Annotated in this window: 23 protein-coding genes; 8 read left to right on the top strand and 15 right to left on the bottom strand. The window is 58.0% G+C overall.

The window, feature by feature from the left end; all coding sequences use genetic code 11:
* Positions 1–5: 5 nt before the first annotated feature.
* Positions 6–848, bottom strand: a complete 843-nt coding sequence (locus GOX73_RS03230; protein WP_171123118.1) for a glycosyltransferase family 25 protein — start codon at positions 846–848, stop codon at positions 6–8.
* 139 nt (positions 849–987) lie between these two features.
* Here GOX73_RS03230 and speB point away from each other — a divergent pair, with 139 nt between their 5' ends.
* Positions 988–1,962: an agmatinase gene (gene speB / locus GOX73_RS03225; RefSeq protein ID WP_171134782.1), complete on the top strand. Its 975-nt coding sequence runs from the start codon at positions 988–990 to the stop codon at positions 1,960–1,962.
* A gap of 21 nt (positions 1,963–1,983) precedes the next feature.
* On the opposite strand, the gene GOX73_RS03220 is transcribed toward speB, so the two are convergent.
* The 8 genes from GOX73_RS03220 to GOX73_RS03185 all read right to left on the bottom strand — a co-directional run bounded on the left by GOX73_RS03220 (position 1,984) and on the right by GOX73_RS03185 (position 11,237).
* On the bottom strand, positions 1,984–3,201 hold the full coding sequence (locus tag GOX73_RS03220; protein ID WP_171123114.1) for an aminopeptidase P family protein: 1,218 nt from the start codon (positions 3,199–3,201) through the stop codon (positions 1,984–1,986).
* 162 nt (positions 3,202–3,363) lie between these two features.
* Complete coding sequence (locus GOX73_RS03215) at positions 3,364–4,575, bottom strand: ABC transporter permease (RefSeq protein WP_171134781.1); 1,212 nt, start codon at positions 4,573–4,575, stop codon at positions 3,364–3,366.
* Positions 4,576–4,580: 5 nt separating this feature from the next.
* Positions 4,581–5,852: an ABC transporter permease gene (locus tag GOX73_RS03210; protein ID WP_170649476.1), complete on the bottom strand. Its 1,272-nt coding sequence runs from the start codon at positions 5,850–5,852 to the stop codon at positions 4,581–4,583.
* A 68-nt stretch (positions 5,853–5,920) separates the two neighbouring features.
* Positions 5,921–7,009 (bottom strand): extracellular solute-binding protein, encoded by a 1,089-nt coding sequence (locus GOX73_RS03205; RefSeq protein ID WP_171121247.1) that lies wholly within the window; start codon positions 7,007–7,009, stop codon positions 5,921–5,923.
* Positions 7,010–7,107: 98 nt separating this feature from the next.
* Positions 7,108–8,199, bottom strand: coding sequence for an ABC transporter ATP-binding protein (locus GOX73_RS03200; RefSeq protein ID WP_171123112.1), 1,092 nt, complete (start codon positions 8,197–8,199; stop codon positions 7,108–7,110).
* A 148-nt stretch (positions 8,200–8,347) separates the two neighbouring features.
* On the bottom strand, positions 8,348–9,055 hold the full coding sequence (locus tag GOX73_RS03195) for an aspartate/glutamate racemase family protein (RefSeq protein ID WP_171123110.1): 708 nt from the start codon (positions 9,053–9,055) through the stop codon (positions 8,348–8,350).
* Entirely contained in the window at positions 9,052–10,197 is a 1,146-nt protein-coding gene (locus tag GOX73_RS03190; protein ID WP_171123108.1) for a Xaa-Pro peptidase family protein, read from the bottom strand. Before GOX73_RS03190 ends, GOX73_RS03195 begins: the two co-directional genes overlap by 4 nt.
* Positions 10,194–11,237 carry a pyridoxal-phosphate dependent enzyme gene (locus GOX73_RS03185; protein ID WP_171123586.1) on the bottom strand — a complete coding sequence of 348 codons (1,044 nt, stop codon included), beginning with the start codon at positions 11,235–11,237 and terminating at the stop codon, positions 10,194–10,196. Before GOX73_RS03185 ends, GOX73_RS03190 begins: the two co-directional genes overlap by 4 nt.
* A gap of 86 nt (positions 11,238–11,323) precedes the next feature.
* Here GOX73_RS03185 and GOX73_RS03180 point away from each other — a divergent pair, with 86 nt between their 5' ends.
* Both GOX73_RS03180 and argE read left to right on the top strand, forming a co-directional pair.
* Complete coding sequence (locus GOX73_RS03180; protein WP_171123106.1) at positions 11,324–12,508, top strand: M24 family metallopeptidase; 1,185 nt, start codon at positions 11,324–11,326, stop codon at positions 12,506–12,508.
* Positions 12,505–13,662, top strand: coding sequence for an acetylornithine deacetylase (gene argE, locus GOX73_RS03175; protein WP_171123104.1), 1,158 nt, complete (start codon positions 12,505–12,507; stop codon positions 13,660–13,662). Before GOX73_RS03180 ends, argE begins: the two co-directional genes overlap by 4 nt.
* Here the strand turns inward: argE and GOX73_RS03170 are convergent.
* Genes GOX73_RS03170 through GOX73_RS03145 form a run of 6 tightly spaced genes read right to left on the bottom strand, consistent with a single transcriptional unit; the run spans position 13,659 to position 19,346 of the window.
* Positions 13,659–14,531: a DUF1989 domain-containing protein gene (locus GOX73_RS03170; RefSeq protein ID WP_171123102.1), complete on the bottom strand. Its 873-nt coding sequence runs from the start codon at positions 14,529–14,531 to the stop codon at positions 13,659–13,661. The two genes, argE and GOX73_RS03170, sit on opposite strands and share 4 nt — an antisense overlap.
* Positions 14,532–14,557: 26 nt before the next feature.
* Entirely contained in the window at positions 14,558–16,036 is a 1,479-nt protein-coding gene (locus GOX73_RS03165; protein WP_171123100.1) for an aldehyde dehydrogenase, read from the bottom strand.
* 8 nt (positions 16,037–16,044) lie between these two features.
* Positions 16,045–17,079, bottom strand: coding sequence for an LLM class flavin-dependent oxidoreductase (locus tag GOX73_RS03160; protein WP_171123098.1), 1,035 nt, complete (start codon positions 17,077–17,079; stop codon positions 16,045–16,047).
* Positions 17,079–17,999 (bottom strand): flavin reductase family protein, encoded by a 921-nt coding sequence (locus GOX73_RS03155; RefSeq protein WP_171123096.1) that lies wholly within the window; start codon positions 17,997–17,999, stop codon positions 17,079–17,081. Before GOX73_RS03155 ends, GOX73_RS03160 begins: the two co-directional genes overlap by 1 nt.
* The gene (locus GOX73_RS03150; protein ID WP_171123094.1) at positions 17,996–18,775 is read right to left on the bottom strand and encodes an alpha/beta fold hydrolase; all 780 of its coding nucleotides are present in this window, start codon (positions 18,773–18,775) and stop codon (positions 17,996–17,998) included. The genes GOX73_RS03155 and GOX73_RS03150 overlap by 4 nt, the downstream gene beginning before the upstream one ends.
* Entirely contained in the window at positions 18,747–19,346 is a 600-nt protein-coding gene (locus GOX73_RS03145; RefSeq protein WP_171121236.1) for an amino acid synthesis family protein, read from the bottom strand. The genes GOX73_RS03150 and GOX73_RS03145 overlap by 29 nt, the downstream gene beginning before the upstream one ends.
* Positions 19,347–19,453: 107 nt before the next feature.
* Between GOX73_RS03145 and GOX73_RS03140 the strand changes: the two genes are divergently transcribed.
* The 5 genes from GOX73_RS03140 (at position 19,454) to GOX73_RS03120 (ending at position 25,432) form a co-directional block, all read left to right on the top strand.
* On the top strand, positions 19,454–20,311 hold the full coding sequence (locus GOX73_RS03140; RefSeq protein WP_171123092.1) for a LysR family transcriptional regulator: 858 nt from the start codon (positions 19,454–19,456) through the stop codon (positions 20,309–20,311).
* A gap of 77 nt (positions 20,312–20,388) precedes the next feature.
* Positions 20,389–21,639, top strand: coding sequence for a sarcosine oxidase subunit beta family protein (locus GOX73_RS03135; protein ID WP_171123090.1), 1,251 nt, complete (start codon positions 20,389–20,391; stop codon positions 21,637–21,639).
* A gap of 13 nt (positions 21,640–21,652) precedes the next feature.
* Positions 21,653–21,940, top strand: a complete 288-nt coding sequence (locus GOX73_RS03130) for a sarcosine oxidase subunit delta (protein ID WP_171121233.1) — start codon at positions 21,653–21,655, stop codon at positions 21,938–21,940.
* The gene (locus tag GOX73_RS03125) at positions 21,937–24,879 is read left to right on the top strand and encodes a sarcosine oxidase subunit alpha family protein (protein WP_171123088.1); all 2,943 of its coding nucleotides are present in this window, start codon (positions 21,937–21,939) and stop codon (positions 24,877–24,879) included. The genes GOX73_RS03130 and GOX73_RS03125 overlap by 4 nt, the downstream gene beginning before the upstream one ends.
* Positions 24,872–25,432: a sarcosine oxidase subunit gamma gene (locus tag GOX73_RS03120; protein WP_171123086.1), complete on the top strand. Its 561-nt coding sequence runs from the start codon at positions 24,872–24,874 to the stop codon at positions 25,430–25,432. Before GOX73_RS03125 ends, GOX73_RS03120 begins: the two co-directional genes overlap by 8 nt.
* Positions 25,433–25,439: the final 7 nt, after the last annotated feature.

Here is a 25,439-nt window from a genome sequence, read left to right as displayed (position 1 = left end):
CGCGCTTACACCTTTAGATCCTTTGCGCAGGGGATAAATCCGACGTAACCGCCCTGCTCCAACAATCGCTTTTCACCGCCCATTCGCCAGTACAATTTCCTCTGAGCCGCGCGAAGTTCACGCCGAATGCGGAACCAGCTTGGTCCTTTATCCAGACCAGTATTCGTTTTGGCGTCAATCGACCGCTCACTGACCTTTACTTCTTCATCTGTCTGGTCCTGTTGCTTTGACCAGATCATCTGAACGCCCACAGCAGGAAAACACTGATACATGCGCCAATCTGTGCGGGGATAGGAAATGAAGTCGTCCAGATGGTCTGAATACTGCTCGGACCAGGAAAGAAGCTTCCGACACGCGGTTTGGGTCACAATATAAGCGGCTGAGCTAGGAGCCATCTCAAGCATAGGTCTGACCGGAACGTCCGAAATGTGGCCTACTTCCCCAAATCTCATTGACCTTGGGGAATAATCGAGCTTGACCATATCGTACTCAGCCGGATTACTCAGCAAGGTCGAGACTTTCTTGCCCGTTTCCGCAGACAATTCCACGTCATCTTCAAATATTGCAACCGACTGAAGGCCGCGATCCAACGCAGCCTGCCAAACCGCACGGTGGCTTTCAAAGCACGCAATTTCACTTTGCTTTAGCCCCCAGCGGCTGCCCGCACCCGGTACATAGCCGTTATTGTCCAAGGCGCCCGGCACCTGACCATCGACTGCGCTGAACCGTGCGGCACCGGCCACGCCTGCAGCGGTAAACTGCCCTTCCATAAAGTCACGCCGTGCGGGGACACGGTCCAAGTTGATATAGAAAATACCCGTTTCCGGGGGCAGTTCGTGATCACTCACGGCATTTCCTTTCCAGTCGCCCCGTCAGATAGACACCGGCGGCGGGGACATTCAACCGCCAACTTCATCTGGATGATCTATCCACCGACCAAGAACCCGGCTAGGTTTTGATCGGAAAACAAGAAACAGGTCTTCAGCTATGTCATCACATGGGTATTCCAGCGGACGCCTCAACCTGCCTTTCGTAGGCATATCAACCTTCGGCAAATCACCCTATGTCGAGGACTGGGATCAGATAGACGCAGACGTGGCCGTTCTTGGCGCTCCGTTCGATTTCGGCACCCAGTGGCGGTCGGGCGCTCGGTTCGGGCCGCGTGCCGTGCGCGAGGCGTCGACCTTGTTCAGCTTTGGTCACGCGGGGGCCTATGATCACGAAGATGACGCGACCTATCTGGATAGCTCGGTCCGCATGGTTGATATCGGGGACGCCGACATCATCCACACCAAGACCGAGGAAAGCCACGCCAACATCCAGTTCGGAGTGCAGAAAATCCTGAACGCAGGGGCCCTACCTGTCACCATTGGCGGCGATCACTCGGTCAATATCCCTTGCATCAACGCATTTGCCGCGAATTGTGCCGAGAATGGTCCTATCCATGTGGTCCAGATCGACGCGCATCTGGATTTCGTTGATGAACGCCATGGTGTCACTGCCGGGCACGGCAACCCGATGCGGCGCGCGATCGAGAAAGACTATGTCTCGGGCATGACCCAGTTGGGCATTCGCAACGTGTCCTCGACCGCGAAAGAAGGCTACGAGGATGCCCGCGCCCGTGGCTCAGACATTCTGTCGGTGCGGCAGGTCCGCAAACTGGGAACCGAGGGCGTATTGGCCCGCATCCCTGAGGGCGCGCGGTATTATGTGACGATTGATATCGACGCTTTTTGCCCTTCGATTGCGTCAGGCACCGGCACGCCCAGCCACGGGGGTTTTCTGTATTATGACGTGCTGGAAATCCTGCAAGGTCTGGCGCAACGCGGCGATGTGGTAGGCATTGATCTGGTCGAAGTCGCGCCGAATTACGACCCAACCGAAAGCACACAAATTCTAGCCGCGCAGGTGTTGCTGAATTTCATCGGCTTCATTTTTCACGAACGTGGCAAGAGGGGCTAAACGCCCCTCTTGCCCTTTGTGTCAGTTGATCGTGTTATGTTCCGGCCCATAGGGGAAGCCGGTGATGTTCTCGGCCCCGCCATCGCCGACAACCAGAATGTCATGCTCACGATAACCACCCGCGCCGGGCTGACCTTCGGGAATCCACAGCATCGGCTCAATTGACACGACCATGCCCGGCTCCAGCACCGTGTCGATATCCTCGCGCAGCTCCAGCCCCGCTTCGCGCCCATAGTAGTGGCTGAGGACGCCGAACGAGTGACCATAGCCGAACGACCGGTATTGCAGCAGGCCCTCATCAGCGAAGAACCGGTTGATCTCGGTGGTGATGCCCGAACAGGTTGCGCCGGGTTTGATCAGGCTTAGGCCCAATTCGTGCGCGGCGACGTTGGCCTTCCAGATTCGCAGGCTGTCAGCGTCTGGCTCGCCCAGGAACAGCGTACGCTCCAACGCGGTGTAATAGCCCGAGATCATCGGGAAGGTGTTCAGCGACAGGATATCGCCCTTTTGCAGGGCCCGCTTGGTTACGGGGTTATGCGCGCCATCAGTGTTCAGGCCAGACTGGAACCAGACCCAGGTGTCGCGGTATTCGGCATCCGGGTATGCGCGGGCAATCTCGGCCTCCATCGCGTCACGCCCAGCCATGGCGATCTCGATCTCAGTCGCGCCTTCGCGGATCGCGGCGTGGATGGCGGCACCGCCCACATCTGCGGTACGGGCCCCGCCCTTGATCAGCTCGATCTCTTCTGCGGATTTCACCATCCGGGCCGCCATCGTATCACCGGCCACATCCACCAACTCGGGCTGACCCAGCATTGCAAGCGCCGTGTCGCGCGCGGCCAGCGTCATGTGATCGCCTTCAATTCCGATCCGCTTAGCACCGCCGATCAGGTTGGCCACCGCGCGCCAGTAATTGTCGCGTTTCCAGTCGGTGTAGATGACGTTTTCCTCGACCGAGCGTCGCCAAGGCTGGCCCGCGTCGATATTGGCCGAAACCGTCGTACACGCGTCCTGCGTCACAACACAGCCGTAAGGACGGCCAAAGGCGCAATACAGAAAGCCCGAGTAATAGGCGATATTGTGCATCGAGGTCAGCAACACCGCCGGGATATCCCGCGCGGCCATCATGGCGCGCAGGCCCGACAGGCGGCGGGCATATTCTGCCTTGCTGAACGGCAGCGAGGCCTTGTCGCCATTGTGGCTGGTGAAGAACTCGGGGCGGTTTGTCAGATCTGTCATCATGCTCTCTCCTGCAATGCCGGACGAAGGGTGCCCGGCCACAAGTCCCGGCGTTCAGGACAAGCGGCCTCGGGAACCGAGAGCCATGCGCCCATTTGACTGTCACGACGCCATCGTGACCGGGCTACATATCGCAATGGCTAAATCACGCCGCGGCGTGCGTCAAGCGGGGGAAAGTCCCCGCAGACGCTCGGACCGGCGGCGCAGCAATTCAACCGTGGTCAGCAGCGCGATCGAGATCACCACAAGGATCGTCGCCACCGCCAGAATGGTCGGGCTGATCTGTTCGCGCAGGCCGGTGAACATCTGCCACGGCAGCGTCTTCTGGCTGGCCGAGCCGACGAACAGCACCACAACCACCTCGTCAAACGAGGTGATAAAGGCGAACAATCCGCCCGAGATCACACCCGGTAGGATCAGCGGCATCTGGATCTTGAAGAAGGTCCGCACCGGCCCTGCCCCCATATTTGCCGCTGCCCGCGTCAGTGACTGGTCAAACCCGACCAGAGTCGCCGTCACGGTGATGATCACAAACGGAATACCCAGAACCGCGTGGGCAAGAATGACCTTCACATAGCCCACAAAGTTCTTGTCCATTCCCAATGTGCCTTCAAGGAACCGGCCAATATCGCTGTAGAAAAAGAACATACCAGTGGCCGAGATGATCAGCGGCACGATCATGGGTGAGATCAGGATGCCCATTATCGCACGCCGCCCGGGAACATGGCTCTGGCTGAGGCCGATGGCCGCCAAAGTACCCAGCGAAACCGAAATGAACGTCGCAATCGGCGCGATGATCAGCGAGTTTTTGAAGCTGCGCTGCCATTCATTATTGGTGAAGAAGTCGCGGTAGTGCTTCAGCGAATATCCTTCAGGGTCCAGCCTCAGCATCTCGGGCGTGAAGGTGAAGAAATCCTGCGCGTTGAACGACAGCGGCAGGACCACAAGGATCGGCGTGATCAGGAACACAAAGATCGCACCACAGATCACCCGGAACGTATAGTGCCAGAACACCTGTTGACCGGTCATATACGGCAGCAGTTTCTGCCGGTAGCGGCCTTCGAAAAGCCAGAAGATGAAGAAGGCGAAGAACCATCCGGCCAGCAGCCCGACAATCAGCCCGGTAACACCGGCAAACAGCAAGCCAAGCCCGCCCAGCCCTAGTATCGTGATCCACCGAGCCACGCTCTCATTGTCCAGAACGTTCATATAGACCCAGGCCAGCCCCGCCATAAGCGCGGCTCCGATCAGAATCCCCAGCAGGACGCTGCCCTGCCCGGCCCCGACGAACATGCCAAGGAAACCTCCGGCAATGGCCACCGCGGGCAGAACCACCGACATGGGTTTGCGGGATATAGGTGTAAGTGCTGCCATCGTCTTTATCCCAGCTTCACGTTGTCGATGCCCACGATCTTGTCATAGCACCAGTAGAGTAACAGAACGACCGCCAGCAGGATCGTACCCAAGGCCGCCGCCAGCCCCCAGTTCAACGAGGACGAGATGTGATAAGCGATCCGGTTCGAGATGAAGACACCCTTGGTGCCGCCCACGATCTCGGGCGTGATGTAGTAGCCGATTGCGAGGATGAACACGAGGATCGACCCTGCGCCGATGCCTGGAATGGATTGCGGGAAGTAGATGCGCCAGAAGGTCGTCCAGTTGGTCGCGCCCATGGATTTTGCCGCGCGTGTGTAAGAGTCTGGAATGGTCTGCATCACCGAATACATCGGCAAGATCATAAACGGCAGCAAGATATGCGTCATCGCAATGATCGTCCCGAATTGGTTGTTGATGATCACCAATCGCGCATCATCAGCCACCAGCCCCAGCCAGACCAGCGTTTCGTTGATCACGCCCTGCTGTTGCAACATCACCTTCCACGCCGAGGTTCGCACCAGAAGTGACGTCCAGAAAGGTAACAACACAAGGATCATCAACAGGTTCGACACACGCATCGGCAGCGTCGCCAACAGATAGGACACTGGGTAAGCCAGCAGGATACAAGACGCCGTAATAATCAGCGACATCATCAGCGTGCGGCCAAACAGCTTGATCAGAATTTGCTTATCTTCAGGTTGCGCCTGCGCCCCTTCGGGGGTGCGGCGCATGTCGATTGCATTCAGGAAATAGCCGTTAGTGATGGGAACCGCGTGCGTCTTGATCGTGCGCCAAGTCTCAACATCCCCCCAGCCATCATGAATATCAATCAGCTTATCTTTGAACGGGCCGTCTGTTTCCGGATCCAACTTTTTGATCTGACGACCAGACCGGCGGAACATCGACGACATACCCGTTTGTTCATAGTTCAAACGCGAGCCCAGACGGGTGTGCGTTTTCTCGTCGATCGCGGTGATCATGTCCTTGGTGAAGGCCGCATAAAGCGCCTCATCCGGAAGTTCACCGCTGTCGGCATCCCAATTGCGTAATTCGACCACAGTCAAAGGCAGCGTGTCGGCCACGATGCTGTTTTCGACCGAGCGGAACAGCATAGACATGATCGGGATCACAAAGGAAAGCAGGACAAACAGCAGCAGCGGCGCAATCAGGGCCAGCGCCCTCAGCTTGCGGCGGCGCAAAGACCGCGCCAGAGATTTCTTCAGCGGCGTGCCATCGGCGGCCAGCATCGGACCGGATTGAGTTGCGTCAGTCATCTGCGTCCCTTGGTCTTTTTTGGTGGATCGGGGCCAATGACGGCCCCGACCAATGACTTAAAGCAGGCTTATTGCGCCAACCACGCCTGGAACTTGGCGTCGATGTCGTCGCGGTAGTCAGCCCAGAACTCGTAGTTGTACAGGAACGTGTTCTTGGCGTTCTCCGGATCGGTCGGCATATGCGGCGCCATGTCGATACCCAGATCGGCGTGCTGACCCACCAGCGGCGCCGAAGACGCACGGGCCGGACCGTACGAGATGTACTTGGCCTGATCCGCCAGACGCTGTGTGTCGGTTGCGAACATGATGTAGTCCAACGCGCGCTGCTGACGCTCTTCGCTCAGACCGGCGGGGATGATCCAGCCGTCCAGATCGAACACCTGCGCGTCCCACAACATTGCGACGGGCTGTTTCTGCTCTTCGATCACGCTGAACAGACGACCGTTATAGGTCGAGCCCATGATGACTTCGCCGTCGGCCAACAACTGCGGCGTGTCGGCACCGGCAGACCACCAAACAACGTTGTCCTTGATGGTGCCCAGCTTGGCCAGCGCCTGATCCTGACCTTCCGGTGTTGCCAGAACATCATACACGTCTTCTTTGGCCACGCCGTCACACAGTAGCGCCCATTCCATGTTGTTGATCGGACGCTTTTCAAGCGAGCGCTTGCCCGGATAGTTCTCCAGATCGAAAACGGCGCAGATCTCGGTCGGAGGGTTATCGCCTACCAGATCGGTGCGATAGCCGAATGTAGTCGAATACACGATCTGCGGAATAAAGCAGTCGCTAACCAGAAGATCGCCGAAATCTTCGGACGCCGGTGTCCCGTCCGGTGCAGCGGCAAGTTGGCTGTCAAAGTCGATTTCAAGCGCCAGACCTTCATCGCACAGACGGATCGCGTCCGCGGCAACAACGTCCACCACATCCCAAGTGATGTTGCCCGCTTCATTCATCGCGCGCAGCTTTGCAACGGCCTCGGCCGAGCTGTCATCATTTAGGATGGTGACGCCGGTCTTTTCCGAATAGGGTTCGTGATACGCTTTGAGCTGCGACTTGGAATACGCGCCGCCCCAGGAGACGATGGTCATCTCTTCGGCCATCGCGCCACCGGCAACGGCAGCAACTGCGCTTGCCATCAGAGTGGTTTTAACTTTCATGTTTAACTCCCTGTTATACCCGTTAAATTTAGATTTTGAGACCGGGTCACGGGGCAACCCGGCCAACTCTTGCCCCGCAACGGCGGGGTATTCATGCCTCAGGCGTCAAGCGCCCGGCAATCATGCGCCAGCCAGCCGATCTCGACCTCTTGGCCGGGGGACAGCCTGATGGCGTCAGGTGCGTTCCGGGTCTTGATGATGAAGTCATCATTGCCCGCCACTGACAGGCGGAAACGGAACACGTCACCCATATAGATGAACTCCTTCACCGTTGCCTTCAGAGTGTGGGCATCGGCGTGCAGGCGATCTTTGTTGAATTCAACACGCTCAGGCCGGATCGACACCTTGGTCCGCTCACCCGCCTTGGTGACGTTCACTGGCTTGGCGTCAATTTCAGAACCATCGTCAAGTGTGACCACGCAAGAGTCGCCATCGATAGATTTAACAACACCTTCCAACGTGTTGTTTTCCCCAATGAACTGGGCGACAAAGCTGTTTTCAGGCTCTTCGTACAGCAGATCCGGCGGCGCTAGTTGCTGAATGCGTCCGTCGTCAAACACGGCGACACGATCCGACATTGTCAGGGCTTCGGTCTGATCGTGGGTCACGTAAACAGTTGTGATCCCCAACTCATGAGCCAGACGTGTGATTTCGAATTGCATATGCTCACGCAGTTGCTTGTCCAAGGCCCCCAGCGGTTCGTCCATCAAGACAAGCTCAGGCTCAAACACCAAGGCACGTGCAAGAGCGATACGCTGCTGTTGGCCACCCGACAATTGCGCAGGGCGACGACTGCCAAAGGCACCCATCTGAACCATATCCAAAGCGCGTTTGACCTTTTCTTCGCGCTCATCCTTGCCAATCTTCCGAACCTCAAGCGGGAATGATAGGTTCTCGGCGACAGTCATGTGCGGGAACAGCGCATAGTTTTGGAAAACCATGCCAATGCCGCGCTTATGCGGTGGGATGTTGTTGATCGGTCGCCCGTCCAACATGATCTCGCCATGCGTTGCCGTTTCAAAACCGGCAAGCATCATCAAACACGTCGTTTTGCCGGAACCCGACGGGCCCAGCATCGTGAGGAATTCCCCCTTTGGCATTGAAAGATTTAAATCTTTTACGACGAGTATTTCGCCATCATAAGATTTCTGGACACGCTGAAATTCGACGAACGCTGCGTCATTAGTCATTACCAACTTGGCTCCCCTGTGCCGTCCTTGGTTGCCCGGTTCATCCGGATCTCAAAGACCTGTCCGGCCCATTTAAGGACAAGCGGGACGCGTCGCGCAACCAAAATATGTCTAGAGAATGACAAAGAAATTGGCACGCGCCTGATATTCAGGCGGAATTCAGGTGCCGCATGTGCCAGGCAAGGCTCTGATTGCTGGAAAGCACGGGCTTACCAAGCTGTTTTTCGATTTCCGGGATCGCGTCAAAAGTTCTGAGATTCGTGCAACTTATGAAAACAGCTTCGACCGCCGAATCAGAACCCAGCCGGATGGCGGCATCGGTGACGGATCGTTGGGATATCCGCACGACTTTGGATTCCTCTGCCTCCCCAAAAGAGCCAAAAACATCCATCGAAATCCCATTTTGAGAGAAAGCATGTCGAAGAGGTTCGTTCACTTCTTCGATATATGGGGACAAAAGCGCGAATTTCGAAACCCCAAGTTCTGCGGCACAGGCCGAAGCTGCGCGCAAAGGATTCGTGACGGTTGCAACGTCACATGTGCGCTGAACCATCCGTTCAACCTGATCTGAGCCAATCACAGAACTGGCTGAGGTGCAGCCATATCCCACAACCTTGTACGGCCGAATTTTTGGCAACAGGTCCGCAGCCGCAGGCAATGATTTCTCCATTTCTGACAGGGTGTCCGTCGTGACTTCGGCCCCGCTTGGAATCCTTGATACGTAAAGCGGAACGCTGCGATCCGCGAAATAGGCGCCGAACTCGGGCTCGATTGTTTCGTCTGTTTGCAGGACAATCAAACCAAGCGGATTGACGGATGGGTCATCTGCATCAAGAGTGTATGGTAAGTAACTCATATCTCAATCAACTCCGTCCCAGACTTAGGACTGATAAATCGCGGCGCGTCTTCGGTGATAACTATGTTTTCCTCGTGAACCAGAATTTTGTCACCAACTGCGATGCCGGGTTCAAGCGTCAGTACCATACCAGCCTCAAGAACTGTTTCATCGCCGGGTATGAGCGACGGCCACTCTGTCAATGACATTCCAAGCCCATGCCCCAACCGACCTGCCCCGGTGTCCCCGCTTTGGCGTGACAGAACTGAGTTCATCGCATGATACACATCGCACGCACGCGCGCCTGCACGGGCGACTTCAAAAGCGGCGTCGATCGCCTCAATCAAGGTTGCATAAGCCGATTTGACATCTGCCCTGGCCGGACCGATCGACCAGTTGCGGTCATAATCGCAATAATAGCCGTCCCAAACCAATCCCGTGTCCAACATCAGAACATCTCCGGGTGCCATAGCGGTATCTCGGGCTGGTGAAATCACGTCTGCATACCCGCCCTGTTCCGCGCCTCCGGCGAGGTAAGGCACCCAATCCGCCCCTTCTTCCAAACACAACATCTGAAAGTGGCGAAAAACAGAGGCAACCGTGACACCGGCTCCCGCAATTTCTGGGACACGCGCGAAGGCACGGCCCGCGATGGTGCAAGCCGCTTCGATCTTTGCAATCTCGGCTTCGGATTTCACCATTCGGAGCCTGCGCAAAATACCCGCGTCGCCTGCAAATACGCGATCGTCCGCCAACTGTTTCAAGCGATAAAGATCGGCCAGGGGTATTCGGGCATGTGTTTCATGACCGTCAGGCAATCCTATACGGTCACCAGGCTGAGTCACCTCTCGTAGTGTGTCTGCCAGCAGGCTGATCCCATCATCGCTTAGATCCGGCGAGCTCCACGTACGGATATCATCAATCCACGTTTGTCCCATCAGCGCCGCGCCAATCGAAGGAATGACGGCAATGGGTCTGCCAGATGCAGGCACGATCAGGAACCAAGGGCGCGTCGGACTTTCCCAGAACCGGGTCAAGTAACCTGTGAAATAGCGCACTTCGGGCTCGGTGGTTAAGAGCAATGCCGAAAGCCCATGCTCGCTCATCAAACGCTGGGCACGTTCGGTGCGTGCCGCGAATTCGGTATCCTCAAACCCCTTCATTCGGCGATCTCGGACAAAAAGCATAGAACCCGCGCCTCGGGGCCAATACCCAATTCAGTGCGCAGGCCAGCATTCATAACCGCCGCGATCCCTGCTCCGCCAGACGCCGTTGTTGCGATGCCTGCCTTGGCCATTGCCGGCAGATAGCGCAGAACTTCTTCATCCGAGAGCGTCAGAAACATATCCGCGTCTCGTGCCAGACCATTCAGCGCAATCAGCGACGGCTCTTTACAGTCAAGGCGGCCCATTACGCTGTCTGGCCCATCGGCGAAGACACACGCGCCCGCCTCGATACTGGCCTGCAAAGCGGGCGCGGCCTCGGGCTCGACCACGACAATCTGAGGAGCATCTTTCCATACATGGCGGGCATAGGCGGCGACGGCCCCTGCCAACCCACCTACGCCAGCCTGCAAGAAGATATGCGTGGGCACCTGTGGGCATTGACGCACGGCCTCGGCCGCCATTTGCAGGTAGCCTTCCATCAGGATATGCGGCAGTTCATAGTAGCCGGGCCAGGAACTGTCAGACAGCAACGTCCAGCCATTATCCCGAGCGGCCTGCGCCGCGGCCTCCATACTGGCCGCATAATCAACACCCTGACGCACGACCCGCGCGTTCTGAGACCGCAAGCGATCCGCAAAGCTTTCGGGCACAGTTTCAGCGATATACACCACTGCATCTGCACCAAATATCCGCGCACCAGCCGCAACACTCATGCCGTGATTGCCCGCGCTGGCGGTCACATAGGTCCGCCCGGTTAAGGTTGTATCGTCGGGGGCGTCGGAGATATCCGCAGCGTGGCGCGCAATCACATAAGCCGCGCCCAATGCCTTGAACGACCCAAGGTTCATCCGCCCACGCTCATCCTTCACCCAGAGATTTGCGACACCGGCAAGGCCGCCAACCTCAGTCAGCGGAGTTTCAGCGGCCGCGGGGCACTGACCCAACAGGGCCGCAACTCGCGCGGCATCGGTTGAGGGGAATGGCGCCTCTGGGATCAGTTTCTGACCACCGCGATACGGGTTGGATGAGATCTTCAATTGCCTGCCTTTCCTGTGTTGCCCATTGACGTGACCGATTTCGTCAAGTTCTGTCAACAAGACTTCACACCAGACAGGAGCAGCCCATGGCCCACGCTGATCCGGCATTTACTCAGGCAGAGTATGACCGCCGCATGACCAAGACGCGCGCGGCGATGGCAAAGGCTGGCCTGGACGCGCTGTTTGTCGAAGACCCCTCGAACATGGCGTGGCTGACGGGGTATGAGGGCTGGTCGTTCTACGTGCATCAAGGCGTCGTGGTTTTACACGATGCCGATCCGATCTGGTGGGGTCGAGGTCAGGATGCCAACGGGGCACGCCGCACTGTCTGGATGACGAACGACCGCATTCGCGGCTATGCGGACGAATATGTTCAGTCGACCGTTCGTCACCCGATGCAGGACCTTGCAGCGTTAATTGCAGATTGCGGTCTTGCCGACGGGCGTATCGGTGTCGAATTAGACAACTACTATTATTCGGCCAAGGCCCACCTGACCCTTCAGGCAGAGCTTCCCAACGCCGAACTGATTGACGCAAACGCGCTGATCAATTGGCAACGCGCGGTTAAGTCCGACGAAGAGATTGTCTTGATGCGCAAGGCCGCGCGTATCTCAGAACATATTATCGACGGCGTTCTGGAACGCGTGGAACCGGGGCTTAGAAAAAACGAATTAGTGGCCCAGATTTACAGCGACGCAATTCATGGCGCTGACGGGAATTGGGGTGACTATGCGGCCATTGTGCCCTTGCTTCCGTCGGGGCCAGACGCGGCGGCACCCCACCTAACTTGGGATGGCGCGCCATTCAGATCGGGTGAGTGCACGTTCTTTGAACTTTCTGGCTGCTATCGCCGCTATCATACCCCGTTTTGCCGGTCGGTGTTCCTTGGTCAGCCACCTGATCACCTGCTGCGCGCCGAAGCAGCGTTGGTTGAGGGGCTCGAAGCAGGCTTGAATGCAGCCCGCGCGGGCAATCAGGCCCGCGATATTGCGCTTGCGTTGGCCGCGCCGCTGGAACGCTCCGGGATCGAACGCGGCGCGCGGTGCGGCTATCCTGTTGGCCTCAGCTATCCGCCAGATTGGGGCGAGCGCACCATATCCCTTCGACCCGAGGATGAAACCGTTCTTGAACCCGGCATGACCTTCCATTTCATGCCCGGCCTTTGGATGGATGACTGGGGGCTTGAGATCACCGAGTCCATCCTGATCACCGAATCCGGGCCAGCAGAGTGTTTCTGTGACCGCCCCCGCAAACTGTTCGTAAAGCCATGACATTGCAAAGAACCAAGGAAATCCTGTCCGATTTGATCGCGTTTGAAACGGTTTCGGCGGATAGCAATCTTGAGATCATCCACTATTTGACCGACTTTCTTACGGCACTGGGTGCGCGGTGTATTCAGACTCAGGATGCGACCGGAACAAAGGCCAACGTCTTTGCCACGCTTGGGCCAGAGATGGATGGCGGTATTGTTTTGTCTGGACATACGGATGTTGTTCCCGTGGCCGATCAAGACTGGACCAGCGATCCGTTCCAGATGGTCGAGCGTGACGGAAAGCTGTATGGGCGCGGTACCTGCGACATGAAGGGGTTCATAGCCGCGGCCTTGGCTTTTGCGGAAACTCTTGATGCGAAGCAGTTGACCCAACCGCTGCATTTCTCGTTCACCTATGACGAGGAAACCGGGTGCCTTGGCGCGCGCAATCTGGTGGATGACCTGTCCGAGCGTGGCATCGTTCCAGATATCGCCATCATAGGTGAACCGACAGAAATGCGCGTGATTGAGGGCCACAAGGGCTGCTATGAATACACCACGTCCTTTATCGGGCTCGAAGGGCACAGCTCAGCCCCGGATGACGGAGTAAACGCGGCTGAGTATGCAGCCCGCTATATCGGAAAACTGCTAGAATTGCGGCAAGTCCTGAAATCCCGCGCACCATCCGGCAGCCCGTTCGAACCACCTTGGACGACCGTGAATATCGGGCGTATTTCCGGTGGTGTCGCGCACAATGTGATCGCCAGCAAAGCCGAGGTTGCTTGGGAAATGCGGCCCGTTCAGTCCAGCGATGCGGATCTGGTCAAGCGCACTCTGTCCGACTATGTCAAACGCACGTTGCTGCCTGAAATGCAGGCCGTGCACAGCGCCGCCAATATTACGCAACAGGCCGTCGCCGAAGTTGCAGGCCTTGAACCGATGGACAAAAACGCAGCCCGAGACCTTGTGGCCGAGCTGACCGGTGCCAACGGCACGGGCGTCGTTTCATTCGCGACAGAAGCGGGGCTGTTTCAACAGCTTGGGGTTCAGGCAATTGTCTGCGGGCCGGGATCAATCACCCAAGCCCATAAAGCAGACGAATATGTCGAGATTGAACAGCTTGAGCTTTGCTGTCGGATGCTCGACCGCTTGGGGCGTCGAATGACCGCCTAGCCTGCGCCGTGAGAACGATCATAAGCTGATCGTGCGGGCTGGACATGCGCATCTCGCGCGTCTTGCCCCGGATCATACACCTCAATCAGCAACGGATAGCAGGCCGCGGAATCCGAGGAGTGCTCGGACGAACAGTCCCCTCCCGGACAGGCCGAAAGCCCGACGATCAGATCAATCTCAGCGTAGAATTCCAGAAAATCGCCGGGGCGCACTGGGCTGGCTTTCATGAAATACTGTCCGGTATCGCGCGTGAACCCCGTGCACATGAACACATTCAGAACGTCATGCACATGCATTTCCGCCTCATGAAGCGGCAGGTCGCAATGGCTGGCCAGAGCCCGCGTCAGGTTCGAGTGGCAGCAATAGTGATAGTCGTCGCCAGACAGAAGGCGGCCCGTATAGGGATCACAACGCGTGCCGATCACGTCATGAACAGAGCCGCCAAATTCGTCAAACCCGTACCAGTCCAACGTATCACCCACGATGGTCGCCATTGGGCGCATGTTGGGAAAGCTGGACCACATGCGATCCCCGGTCGACAGATGTGTCCCGTGCAGGGCGCGGGTTTTGCCGGAATAGAACCGCTCAGACAGGTCATGTTTGTTCCACATATTCAGATCGCCGACCTGTGGGCCATCGACCGAAATAACCCGAACGAAAGCGCCGGCAGGCACATCTATGCAGGCCGCGTCCCGCGGTGCGGCAGTCACCTCGGCAATCTTGGATGCCTGCTGCCTAAGCGTGCTCAGCGCGCCCAAATCAGGTTGCGGCAACGTATCTGGCGAATAGCAGATGACCGGAGGGATACCCTTGCGCTGGTTTGCGTCTGTTGGCGCCCTGAAATGCGGGTTCTTCAATTTCACGGGCATACTCCCTTCCCTGTTTCGGCCCAGACTTAGCGCATTACAAACGGGTTCGCCATCGGCTCTTGCGCGGTGCTGATCCATGTTGTTTTGGTCCGTGTGTAATCCAAAACCGCCTCGACCCCGGCCTCGCGCCCATAGCCGGATTGATTGAACCCGCCAAACGGCGCGATGGGCGAGATTGCGCGATACGTATTTACCCAGCAGATACCAGCCCTGATCCGCTTGGAAACCCTGTGCGCGCGCGCAAGGTTCTGCGTAAAAACGCCAGATCCAAGCCCGTAGGGTGTGGCATTTGCCAGCGATATGGCCTCCTCCTCGGTATCAAACGGCAATAGGGACATCACAGGGCCAAACATTTCGACCTTCAGGGTCTCCGTTTCGGGCGAGCTGCACTGAACCAGCGTCGGATTCATGTAATTCCCCAGCCTGTCTGCGGTATCCCCACCGAACCGGATCACAGCGCCCTGCCCGCGTGCTGCAGCCAGCGTCTCTTGGATCTTGCGAACCTGAGCTTGCGTGCAGAGCGGGCCAACATGCGTGTCCCCATGCAAAGGATCACCCACCTGAATCGCGCGGGATTTTTCTTCGATCCGCTCTATCAGAGCATCCAGAACAGGCCGGTGCACCAGCCCACGGGTTCCCGCGACGCAGCTTTGGCCGGACGCGCCGAAGTTACCTGCAATCAAGCCGTTCGCCGCCCCATCCAGATCCGCGTCCTCAAACACCAGTATCGGGGATTTACCGCCCAGTTCCAAAGAGGTAACCGCGAAATTCTCAGCCGAGTTTCGCACAACGTGGCGCGCGGTTTCCGGCCCGCCTGTAAAAGCGATGCGATCCACGTCAGGATGGCGCGTCAGGGGTATGGCGCAATTTTCGGCATCCCCTGTGATAACCGACACAACACCTGGCGGAAAGCCGGCCTCATCGATCAATCGAGCGAATTCCAGCATCGGGGCCGGTGCGATTTCCGAGGCTTTCAGAACCACGGCGCACCCAGCCGCAAGAGCGGGGCCTAGTTTTGTTGCCGTCAGGAACATCTGCGCGTTCCACGGCACGATCGCGGCGACCACTCCAATCGGTTCGCGCGTCGTAAACACGTGCATGTCCGGTTTGTCGATTGGCAGAACCGTCCCCTCGACCTTATCAGCCAACCCCGCGAAATACCGATAATAGTCCGCGACATACCCCGTTTGCGCCGCAGTTTCCGCCAGCAACTTACCGCTGTCCGTTGTCTCAAGCTCGGCCAGACGCGATGCGTTTTCGGCAACCAGATCAGCCAGTCGATACAGCAGTTTCCCCCGAGCGGTTGCTGACAGATCGCGCCACAGCGGATCGTCCAACGCGCGTTTTGCTGCTGCGACAGCGCGGTCAACATCCTCGGGCGCGGCGCAGGCGAAGGTCGCCCAACCCTGACTGGTAGCCGGGTTTTCAGACGTCATAACCTGTGTCGACGCGCCTTCGGTCCGGCGGCCATCAATGAAAAGCTTAAAGTGCGGCAAGTTACCCATCGTGATCCTCACTGAAAAACCGGCATGACTTCGTCAATGAACCGAGCCAACGACGCGCGTTTGCGATCGTTGGTCATTCCACTGTCGATCCAGAACGAAAACTCATCATAGCCCAAATCTTCGTACCGCTTGATGCGGTCGATGACCTGTTGCGGGGTGCCGACGGTCAGATCGGCCGCCAGCTTCTCGGTCGTGTACATAGGGTTCGCGTCCATTTCGTCTGGCGAGATCGGCTGAATCAAGCCCTGAGTGATCGGGCGCTTGTTCAAGAACCACGCACCGAAATAATTGTAATACCGACGCAAGTCCTGGACGCCCCGAGCAACATCATCTTCATCAGCGCCGACATATGTGTGATGAAGCAACATGATTTTGGGGCGCGGTCCATAATAGCTGTCGCAGGCATCGTTGAACCGCCCCATCAGGGTTTCGATCTCTTCCATGCCTTGCCACAAGGGGGTGACCTGAATGTTAAACCCATTATGGACGCCAAACTCGTGACTGTTGGGGTCGCGTGCTGCGATCCAGATCGGGGGTCCGTCCACTTGCAATGGCTTCGGCGCGGACGTCGTTGCGGGGAAGGAATAGAACTCACCATCATGTGCACAGTCCCCTCGCCAGATTTCTTTCAACAACGGCGTCGACTCGCGCATCCTTTGACCCGCTTCCCACGCGTCCATGCCCGGCATTAGGCGTTCGTATTCAAAGGAATACGCCCCGCGCGCGATCCCCAACTCTATTCGTCCTTTGGTGATCTGATCCGCTGCCGCTGCCTCACCCGCCAGTTTGATCGGATGCCAGAATGGGGCGACAACCGTCCCAGTCCCCAAACGGACGTTGCGCGTGTGATGCGCCAGATCGACCAACGATAGAAATGGGTTCGGCGCGATGGTGAACTCCATCCCATGATGCTCGCCCGTCCAGACCGCGCGCATCCCGCCCTCGTCCGCCATTTTAACAAGCCCAACGAATTCATCGTAAAGAACGTCATGAGGCTGCTGCGGCGTCAGGCGTTCCATATGGGCAAACAGGGAAAACTCCATCAACGGGCTCCTTCATTCAAACTGTGGATGTCACCCTGTTTCGCGTCGCCAAGGTAGAGAGAGAAATTCCCCTCCTGCGCCTCGACCGCAAAGCGGGTCATCATGTCGTGGATGGCTTGAGTGGTATAGGTGAGCTTGGGCAGTGCATCGACCGACACCCATTTGGTGCCTTCTACTGCGGGGGTTTCGTGGCAGGTTGCCAAAAAGAACGTATAGTGTAGCGCGCTTCCCGCGTCGCTAAACGAGGAATACACCTGATCGACCCGCGCAGGCACACCACGGTCTGACAGCCCTTGCGCCAGCCTGTTGCGCTGCCCTCCGGGTTCGACACCTGCGATCTGAAACGGTTGGTAACGACCGTTGTGAACCTCCAGCAAAACATTGCGGTTCGACCGCACCAACGCACCGCAGATCGTTGGCTCTTTCGCGTCGATCTCGCGCTCCAGACCCAGGCTGAAATACGCTCCGCCGACATAACCCAGACCATTGCCCTTGGCGTGTGAAAACTCCTGAACTAGGCCGATCAAAACCGTATGATCCCCGGCAGGGACAGCGGTATGTGTTTCACAACAAAACTGGGCCAGTGCTCCTTGGATCAACGGCAGGTCACCTAACCCTCTGGAGTGGTCAACCTTGGCAAAACGGTCGCCTTTGTAACTGGCAAAGGTGTTGGACACTTCCTGCTGACCCTCAGACAGGATGTTGACAGCGAAATGCGAGCACTTGGCAAAAACATCGTGGCTGGACAGAAATTTGCCCGGACAAACCAACAACAAAGGCGGATCCAGCGATACGGACGAAAACGAGTTTGCCGTGAATCCGACCGGAGCCCCATTGGGATCGAGTGTGGTCACAACGGTTACGCCGGTCATGAAGCTGCCGAAAGCGTCGCGCAGCGCCCTTGGGTCGATGGTCGTCATATCAGGCACTCCTGCACGAACCCCAACAGATACGAATTCACCTCAACCGGATGAGTCATTGGCATCATGTGCGCCGCGCCGGGCACGATCTCGGCACGTCCCTGCGCCACCAGATCCGCCATCTTGCGGGACATAGCGGGGGTTGAGTTCGGCTCGTCCGCGCCTGTCATGAACAGCGCGGGACACGTGATTTTGGATAGGTCATCATCCGACAACCCATCGCTTTCAGCAAAGACGCTGTAGGCGGCTTTATAGGCCGCCGGGTTCACCTCGGTCAGCCATTGGGCGCAGGCTTCGCGTTCTTTGGTCTCGTGATCGCCGAACCAGCGTCTAAGTGTACCTGACGGATCATTCGATGCGTCTGCACTCAATGAAGTGGCGCGTGCAATAACCGCCTCACGCGCCTTGGGATCACGTCGGTAAACTGCATTCAGGGCCGCAACACCCCTGACATGCTCATGTCCAGACGCGGCCAACGACAACGCTACCAACGCGCCCATCGAATGTCCGACCAGAACGGATGGTTCGGACAACAGGGGTTCAACGGCTTTAACGTAGCTGAGCAGCCCACCGGGGTCACAGAAGGGTGACCGACCGTGGCCAGACATGTCCGGACACAAAACGCGGAAGCCTGCCGCGCCGAATGCATCAATCTGCGCATTCCACGCCTCAGCCCGCAGGCCCACCCCGTGTAACAGGATGACCAGCGGCCCCTCGCCTGACTCTATGACGGCAAGATCGCCAAACTCAAACCGAGGCCGGGTTGTCCACGTCATGACCCAGATCCTTCAAATCCTGATAACGGTCTCCGATACGATGATGTGGCCGTCCCGATGTCGCACCACCCAGAACCACAACAACCTCATCAGCGCGCGGCGCGTCGGGAATCGCAAACTGCAGCGTCAGGTAATGCGACCGACGGCCCGCGTCGTTCTTATCCATCATCGGCACCATGATCGGCGTGTTCGCGGGGCCGCGTGTATTAGTGAAGGACAGATAGGATTTCGCACCAACCGCCTGCCGGAAAAAATTCCCGAAATGCAGGGTGTGGATCAGACCCGAGGCGTGCTCGACCTCGCCGTCCAGTCCGACAACAGCAGCTTTGCCATAGGCCTCGATCGCATCGCCCCCTCCGGCCAGCGCGACCATTCGGTTGGTCAGCAGTTCACCCAAGATCGGTCCATAAGCAAGGATTTCAGCGCGCAGATCGTCGACATACCGACCAGCCCACGGGTTCGACACAACCGCTGCAACGGCAAACATGCGCCAAGTACGGTCGGCTTTACGAAATCCTTCGACCAGAACTTCCTCATCATAGGTTACGATTTTTCGGATGTTTGGCTTCACGGTTGCCCCCTTTTTCAGTCAGGCAAAATATCACCGCCGGAATCATCTTTTGACAAACGAAAGAACTTTAGCCTTAGGTATTACCATCACTAATAGGTCAGTTACCGATGGCAAAAACACTGCCCCCGCTTACATGGTTCAGGTCCTTTGAAGCAGCCGCCCGCAGGCTAAGCTCTACCGCTGCCGCTGATGAGATCGGCCTGACGCAATCCGCCGTCAGCCAGCAAATCCGCGCGCTGGAAACGCGGTTGGGTGTGGTCCTGTTTCACCGGCACGCGCGCGGGCTGTCCCTGACGGATGAAGGCCGAAAACTGCTGCCACAGATCGAAGCAGCGCTTGAGATGCTGGAGACCGCCGCATCGCCCTACCTGACCGAGAAAAAAGAGCGGCATATCACCGTGGCGGCCTCGATCAGTATAATCGAATGGGTCATTGCACCCGCCCTGCCACGGTTCAGGTCGCAGCATCCCGAAACATCAGTGCGATTTGTCAGCACGATCTGGCCCGACGAATACGCGGCCTCGCGGGCGGATATCGAAATCAGGTTCGGGTCAGAAAAGCAGGTCGGCAAGAACGCGGTTCCTTTGCAGCCGAACCGCCTTATCCCAGTCAAGGCACCTTCGTTAGTTGGTGATCTGCAAACCTTGCCTTTAATTGAATCTGTGGGAACCTCCGACAGTTGGGCTTCGTGGTCCGAGGTAACTGGCCAACAGGTCGGGCACCCAACTTATTTTGTGGATTCCTATGGTTTGGCGCTGCAACTCGCGGTGGCTGGAAACGGTGTGGCCTTGGTAAACTCGATCATCGCAGCTCATGCCCTGAAAACCGGGGCCGTTCAGCCCGCTTTTGATCAACTCGCGGCGGCCAGCGAAGGGTATTTCCTGTCGGTCCAACGCGACTCTGCGTCAGTGTCCGAATTTGCCGACTGGTTCTCGGACTTGGTGCGTTTTCAGGCAAGGGTCTGATTCAGACATGTCGATGTCGCATCTGAGGATATCCAACCGCCCCAAAATAGTGAATTCTGGCGAAAAAGGTCCGATTCATGCGATATTCTGGCTTTCGAGTCATCAAAGAGGCGTTGACCGGTCACAAGGGCTGGAAACCGGTCTGGCGTGAGCCTGAGCCCAAGCCCCACTACGACGTCATCATCATTGGCGGCGGTGGTCATGGTCTGGCCACGGCGCATTACCTGTCCAAGGTATATGGACTGCGCAACGTGGCCGTGGTCGAGAAAGGCTGGATCGGGGGAGGCAACGTAGGGCGCAACACGACGATTGTACGCTCGAACTATTTGCTGGACGGGAATGAGCCATTCTATGAGTTCTCGCTAAAACTGTGGGAGAGGTTGGAACAGGACGTCAACTATAACGCCATGATGAGCCAGCGCGGGATCATCAACCTTTATCACACCGACGGACAACGCGACGCCTATATAAGGCGCGGCAATGCGATGATCCTGAACGGCGCGGATGCGGAACTGTTGGACGCCGACCAGGTCAGGGCCGAGCATCCCTATCTAAATTTCGACGACGCACGCTTTCCTATCAAGGGAGGTCTGGTTCAGCGTCGCGCGGGCACGGCCCGCCATGACGCGGTGGCTTGGGGTTACGCAAGGTCGGCGGATTTACACGGGGTCGACATCATCCAAAATTGCGAGGTCACTGGCCTGCGGATCGAAAACGGCACCTGTCTGGGGGTCGAAACCAGCCGGGGCTTTATCGGGGCCAGCAAAGTGGGCTGTGCGGTCGCCGGAAACTCGGGCCGTGTGATGGGCATGGCCGGGATGCGCCTGCCCATTGAAAGCCACGTCTTGCAGGCGTTTGTGTCTGAGGGGCTAAAACCCGTTCTGCCCAGCGTCATCACCTTTGGTGCGGGGCATTTCTATGTCAGCCAATCCGACAAGGGCGGGCTGGTTTTTGGCGGCGATATCGACGGCTATAACACCTATGCTCAACGCGGCAATCTGCCTGTGGTCGAGGATGTATGTGAGGGCGGCATGGCCCTGATGCCCATGATCGGCCGCGCGCGATTACTGCGGATGTGGGGTGGTGTGATGGACATGTCGATGGATGGCTCTCCGATCATCGACCGCACCCCGGTTCAGGGGCTCTATTTCAACGGCGGCTGGTGCTACGGAGGGTTCAAGGCCACGCCTGCCTCGGGCTATTGCTTTGCGCACCTGCTGGCAAAAGATGAACCGCACCCCGTTGCCACCGCCTATCGTCTGGACCGGTTCCGCACTGGCCGGATGATCGACGAAAAAGGCGCGGGCAACCAGCCCAACCTGCACTAAGGGGAACACGGACATGATCATCAACCACCCCCTGCTTGGGCCCCGCGATGCTTCGGAGTTCACATATCTGGGCGATGCCTCCCTGATCGACCGGCCTGACGGGATGGCCGAAAATGCCGCCGACGCGTTCTATAACTATGCCTATCTGCGCGACAACCCCGCCGGTGAGCATCAAGAGCTGTGGTATCACGAAGCCGGGGATCGGTCTTGGCTGGTCATCACTCGCAACACACTGACCCATGAGATTTCCAAGGTGGAACTGGCCCGCGATGTGGCCCGCGCGCGGGGACGTTCGAAATGACACAAGCGAACCGGCTGACCGGCGGGCAGATCGACCGCGATACGACCCTGAACTTCCGATTTGACGGGCGCAGCTATACCGCGCATCCCGGCGATACTCTGGCCTCGGCGCTGCTGGCCAACAATGTGCGGCTGATTGGGCGGTCGTTCAAATACCATCGTCCGCGCGGGTTGCTAACGGCGGGTTCCGAAGAACCCAACGGTATGGTGGAACTGCGCAGCGGAGCGCACAAAGAACCCAACACCCGCGCCACGACCATCGAGATGTTTGACGGGTTGATCGCAAACTCGCAAAACCGTTGGCCAAGTCTTCGGTTCGACGCGATGGCCGTGAATGACATGTTTTCTAACTTCCTGTCGGCAGGGTTCTACTACAAAACCTTTATGTGGCCCGCCGCATTTTGGGAGAAGCTGTACGAGCCGATCATCCGCCGCGCCGCTGGCCTTGGGTCGCTGTCGATGCAGCCTGACCCGGATGAATATGACAAAGGCTTCCGTCATTGTGATCTGTTGATCATCGGTACCGGGCCTGCAGGTCTGATGGCAGCGCTGACCGCCGGACGCGCGGGCGCAGATGTCATACTGGCGGATGAGGATTTCATGCTCGGCGGACGTCTGAACAGCGAAACCTTTTCGGTCGGCGACCACAGCGCAACCGACTGGGCGGCACAGGCCGTTGCCGAACTTTCCGCCATGCCGAACGTCCGGCTGATGCCGCGCACTACTGTGATCGGAGCGTTTGACCACGGCATCTATGGGGCCGTGGAACGGACCGGCGATCACCTGCCTTCGCTGCCCGCCGGTAAACCGCGCCAGATACTGTGGCGGATCTACAGTCAAAAGGCGCTGCTGTGTGCCGGGGCGACCGAGCGGCCGATTGCGTTTGAAAACAATGACCGACCCGGCATCATGACCGCCAGCGCGCTTCGAACCTACGCCAACCGCTTTGCAGTAACCGCCGCGCCGCGCGTGGCGATCTTTACCAACAATGATGACGGTCACCGTACCGCCGCCGACCTGCACGCCAAGGGCGTGAAGATTGCAGCCGTTGTGGATGTGCGCGAAGACGCACCGCTCAGCTATGACTACGAGGTCTTAAAGGGCGCGCAGGTCTTGAACACCAAGGGTCGTCTAGGCCTGAGCTTTGTCGAGATCGCCCTGCCCGATGGCTCGACCCGAATGCTGGATTGCGGCGCGCTGGGCGTGTCAGGCGGCTGGAACCCGAATGTCCACCTGACCTGCCACCAGCGCGGGCAGCCTGTTTGGAACGAAGCCCTTGCTTCATTCGTGCCGGGAGAAAACCTACCGGTCGGCATGACCGTCGCTGGCGCTGCCAATGGAGTCATGTCGACCCATGGCGCGCTTCGCTCAGGTGCCCAAGCAGCCGCCACCGCGCTGAACCTAACCACCCTGCCCGACTTGCCCGAGACCGAGGACTCGCCCATTGCACAAGAGCCGTTCTGGTATGTGCAGGGCTGCAAACGGGCATGGGTTGATCAGCAGAATGACGTGACCGTCAAGGATGTGAAACTCAGCTATCAGGAAGGCTTCCGCTCGGTCGAGCATCTGAAACGCTATACTACGCTGGGCATGGCAACCGATCAGGGCAAGACCTCGAACATCACGGGGCTTGCGATCATGGCCGAGGTCGCGGGCAAGTCGATCCCCGAAACCGGCACCACCATTTTCCGCCCACCGTACACGCCCGTTCCTATCGGCGCGTTTGCAGGACGGATGATTGGCAAGGAGTTCCACCTAACCCGCCTGACCCCGTCACATCATTGGGCCAAGGAGCGCGGAGCGGTGTTTGTCGAGGCCGGGAACTGGCTGCGCGCGCAGTGGTTCCCTCAAACCGGTGAAACGCAATGGCGCGAATCCGTCGACCGTGAGGTGCGCCAGACTCGAGCCTCGGTCGGGGTGTGCGATTGCACCACGCTGGGCAAGATCGACGTTCAAGGCACGGATGCCGCCGATTTCCTCAACCGCGTCTACGCCAACGGCTTCGCCAAGCTGGCGGTCGGCAAAACGCGGTATGGCCTGATGCTGCGCGAGGATGGGATGGTCATGGATGACGGCACCGCCGCGCGTCTTGCCGAGGATCATTTCGTCGTCACCACCACAACCGCAAACGCTGTAAGTGTCTATCGCTACATGGAATTTGTGCGCCAGTGCCTGTTCCCAGACCTGGATGTGCAGCTGATCTCGACCACAGACGGCTGGGCGCAATACGCGGTCGCAGGGCCAAATTCGCGCAAGCTTCTGCAAAAGATCGTAGACCCCGAATTCGACATCTCGAACGAGGCGTTTCCCTTCATGGCCTGCGGCAAGATCACTGTCTGCGGTGGGCTGCGGGCACGGCTGTTCCGCATCTCGTTCTCGGGCGAGTTGGCATTCGAGATTGCCGTCCCCGCGCGCTATGGCGACGCGTTGATGCGACGGTTGATGGCTGAGGGTGAGGAGTTTGACGTCACGCCCTATGGCACCGAGGCACTAAGTGTTATGCGTATCGAAAAAGGCCACCCGGTCGGCAATGAGTTGAACGGAACCACCACGGCTCTGAACCTTGGCATGGGCAAGATGGTCTCAAAGAACAAGGACAGTATCGGGTCGGTTTTGTCCGAGCGAGAGGCTTTGACCGCACCGGACATATTGAAACTGGTGGGGCTAAAGCCGATCACTCCTGAAGATAAGGTAACTGCCGGAGGCCATCTTATGAACGTCGAAGGCCCCATCGATGCAGCGCATGATCAGGGATATGTGACCTCGGTGGCCTATTCCCCCAGCCTGAACAGCAACATCGGCCTGGGCCTGCTGAAACGCGGCGATGAACGGCTGGGCGAGAAGATGCGCCTTGTTTCCCCGCTGACCGACCTGACGATCGAAGTCGAAATCGTCTCGGCCCATTTTGTTGATCCCGAAGGAGAACGTCTTCGTGCATGATCTTGTCGCCACAACCGCCCTTGGTGGGTCTGAGCCGCGTGTTGACACGGTTGGTTCGGTCACCTGTGCCGAAGTCCCCGGTGTGGCTTTGGCCTCGGTGGCTGCGCGCCGTGGGAAGGAAACACAGGCGCAAAAGCCTTTGGCCAAGCTGATTGGGGCACCAGCGCCCGAAGTTCAGCGATTTACCGGAGATCAGGTGATCGCCTTTTGGTCAGGGCCAGACCAGTGGATGATCGAAGCACCCTTTGACAGCCACGCAGACCTTGCGGATCAGGTGAAGGCAATCTTTGGCGATACAGCTTCGGTCACGGAACAAACGGATGCCTGGGCGCGGTTCGACTTGCAGGGCGATAGGATCAATGCGGTTCTGGAACTTCTGTGTCAATTGGACCTGCGACGGTTTGAGCCCGGGTACGCGGCGCGCAGTTCAATTCACCATATTGGGTGTTTCGCCCTTTGTCGCGGTACCGACCATGTTAGCCTTTATGGACCCAGATCCTCGGCCGGGTCACTGCATCATGCGATCATTACCGCCATGAGATCGGCCCACTAATACTACC

Source organism: Ruegeria sp. HKCCD7221 (genome assembly GCF_013031225.1).
In the GTDB taxonomy this organism is placed as follows: Bacteria; Pseudomonadota; Alphaproteobacteria; order Rhodobacterales; family Rhodobacteraceae; genus Ruegeria.
The sequence above is the reverse complement of the archived record's forward strand: the minus strand, read 5'-3'. Positions and strand labels throughout refer to the sequence as shown.